This is a genomic window from Streptomyces sp. SID3212 (assembly GCF_009865405.1).
Taxonomy (GTDB): Bacteria; Actinomycetota; Actinomycetes; order Streptomycetales; family Streptomycetaceae; genus Streptomyces.
The window spans coordinates 1-2,873 of record NZ_WWJY01000875.1 but is presented as its reverse complement, the minus strand read 5'-3'; the positions used below and the strand labels follow the sequence as shown (position 1 = coordinate 2,873).

Genomic DNA, 2,873 nt, shown 5'->3' with positions numbered 1-2,873 from the left:
GGCAGCGGGTGTCCGGCCCCAGCGGCGGGCCGGCAAGGCCGCTGTCCCCGCTCCGGCCTCCGTGCCGCGGTCGGTGCTGCGCTGGCCCGCCATGGCGCTGCTGCTCGTGTGCGCGGTGCTCCACCTGCCCACGGACTACACGCGTCTGGGGTCCGGCAGCGTCGCCGACGTGCTGTCCCTCGCGCTCACCGTGGTGTGCCTGGTGAGCGCCGTGTGGCTGGCGGTACGGGACTCCGTGCTCCTCTGGGTGGCGGGTGCCTCGGCCGCCCTGGCGGTGGTGGTCGCGCAGGCCGTCGCGGCCGTCGTCGGCATGGACCTGCTGTCGAGCAGTCTGGGCGGGTTCCCGGGGGCGTCCGTGGTGGCGGTGGTGTGTGCCGTCGCCGCGGTGGGTCTCGCCGGTACGGCCCTGACGCTCCGCCGGCAGGCGGCCGGGGCCGGGGCCGCGCACGCGTAGCGAGGAATTCCGCACGGGCCGCGCCCGTCCACGTACCGGATTCCCGGCCCGTGGGCGGGCGCGGCCGTGATGGTACGTAGACCTGCCGCGACGGCCCGTACACCTGACGGGGTGACTCGTACACCTACGCCCGCTCTCTCCTACGGGCCCGCCGCCTTCTTCTTCCGGTGTCCCACGATCACGTCGGTCACCGCCACGACGAGGGCCGCCAGCGCGAAGGCCACCGACACGATCAGGCCGTGGTCGTACGCCGATGCCCAGCCGTCCCGGGAGACCTCCGCGAAGAAGACGGAGCCGATCGCGGCGATACCGATCGAGGAGCCCACCCGCTGTCCCGTCTGGAGCGTGCCCCCCGCGCTGCCCGCGCCGGCGACCGGCACCTCGGCGAGGGTGAGGGTCTGGTTCGGCGAGATGACCAGGCCGCTGCCGAGACCGGCGAGCAGCAGGGGCCCGGCCATCGCCCAGCCCGCGTGGTGGCCGGGGACGAGATGGACGGCGAGCACGGTGAGCGCCAGCCCGGCCACCACCATGGTCAGCCCGACGACGATCAGCGGCCGGCCGAAGCGGCCGACCAGCCGTCCGCCGATGCCCGCCGACACTCCGGAGCCCAGGGCGAAGGGGGTGATGGTCAGTCCGGCCAGGAGCGCCGAGTAGTGCAGTCCGCTCTGGAGGAAGAGCGTGGTGATGAAGAAGATCGAGGTGAAGCCGCCGAAGTAGAACAGGATCATCAGACAGCCAAGCCAGAACGAATGGATACGGAAGAGGGCCAGGTTCAGGACCGGTTGGGTGCCGCCCCTCCGGCTGTGGGCCTCCCACCTCACGAAGGCCGCCAGGAGCACGGCGGCGACCGCCACCAGCAGCCACTTGGTGTTCCCGTGCCACTCCCGTGACTCCACGAAGGGCAGGAGGAGGGCCACCACCCCCGAGCCGAGCAGCAGCACGCCGACCGGGTCGAGGTCGCGGATCCGGACGTGGCCGGCCGCCGGGGTGTCGGGCAGCAGGCGGCGGGCCAGCAGGAGGCAGACGGCGCCGAGCGGCAGGTTGACGTAGAACACCCACCGCCATCCGTCGTCCGCGCCGGCCGCCTGGATGATCAGGCCGCCGAGCAGGGGGCCGACGGCGGTGGAGATCCCGACGACGGTGCCGAACATGCCGAAGGCCCGGCCGCGTTCCCGGCCGGAGAACATCTGCTGGATCAGGGCGGACACCTGGGGGGCGACCACCCCGCCCGCCGCTCCCTGGATCAGCCGGGCGGTCACCAGCCACCCGCTGGACTGCGCGGCGCCGCAGGCCGCCGACGCGAGGACGAAGAAGGTGAGGCCCACCATGAACACCGGACGCCGGCCCCGGGCGTCGCCGAGGCGGCCCGCCGGGATCAGGAAGAGGCCGTAGACCAGGGCGTATCCGGAGACGACCCACTGGAGATCGGACTCGGGGGCGCCGAGCCCCTCCCGGATCGACGGCAGCGCCACATTGACGATGGACACGTCGAGCAGGGTCATGAAGGCCGCGACCAGACAGACGGCGAGCGCCTTCCAGCGCCGGGGGTCGGGGGGCTGCGAGGACACGGAGCCGTCTTCCTCTCTCTGGGCGTCCCCCCACGGGCAGCTGCGCCCATCATGCGGCCGGGCGGCGCCCCGGCACACGCCACCTCGCCGTGGGGGCGCGTGACGAGCCCTCACCACCCCCGTCGCCCGGCGGAAACGGCCGGGCACGGGCCCCTCGCGTCGCGAACGCGAGGGACCCGTGCCCGGGGAACCGCCTACCGCTGGGTGCTACGCCGGATCAGGCGACGTTGACGGCGCTCCACGCGGCGCCGACGGCCTTGTACTCGGCGCTGGTCGTGCCGTACAGCGCGCCGGCCGCGCTGAGCGTCGCGGTGCGCGCCTTCGCGTAGTTGGTGCTCGACGTCATGTACGTGGTGAGCGCCTTGTACCAGATCTGGATGGCCTTGTCCCGGCCGATGCCGGTGACCGTCGATCCGTTGGACGTGGGGCTGTTGTAGCTCACGCCGTTGATGGTCTTCGCGCCGCTGCCCTCGGCCAGCAGGTAGAAGAAGTGGTTGGCGGGGCCCGAGGAGTAGTGGACGTCGAGGTTCTTCAGCGTCGACGACCAGGCGTCCTTGGAGGCGCCGTCCTTGCTCGGCTTGTCCTGGTAGCGCAGCGGCGTGCCGTTGCCGTTGATGTTGATCTTCTCACCGATGAGGTAGTCACCCGGGTCGGTGGAGGTGTTGGAGTAGAACTCCACGGCGGTGCCGAAGATGTCGGAGGTGGCCTCGTTGAGACCGCCGGACTCCGCCGAGTAGGTCAGCTTGGCCGTGGCCGCGGTGAGGCCGTGGCTCATCTCGTGGGCGGCGACGTCGATCGACGTGAGCGGGTTGGCGTTGCCCGAGCCGTCGCCGTACGTCATGCAGAAGCAG

At 72.2% G+C, this 2,873-nt stretch carries 2 protein-coding genes and 1 pseudogene; 1 reads left to right on the top strand and 2 read right to left on the bottom strand.

Annotation, left to right across the window (positions count from 1 at the left end):
- A pseudogene (locus GT042_RS26425) lies at window positions 1–454 on the top strand (hypothetical protein); the annotation flags it as partial.
- Between the two features lie 140 nt (window positions 455–594).
- Here GT042_RS26425 and GT042_RS26420 read toward each other — a convergent pair.
- Both GT042_RS26420 and GT042_RS26415 read right to left on the bottom strand, forming a co-directional pair.
- Window positions 595–2,022: an MFS transporter gene (locus GT042_RS26420; protein WP_345943923.1), complete on the bottom strand. Its 1,428-nt coding sequence runs from the start codon at window positions 2,020–2,022 to the stop codon at window positions 595–597.
- Between the two features lie 217 nt (window positions 2,023–2,239).
- Window positions 2,240–2,873: M4 family metallopeptidase (locus GT042_RS26415; RefSeq protein WP_161311234.1), on the bottom strand; the 634-nt coding region annotated here is incomplete at its 5' end.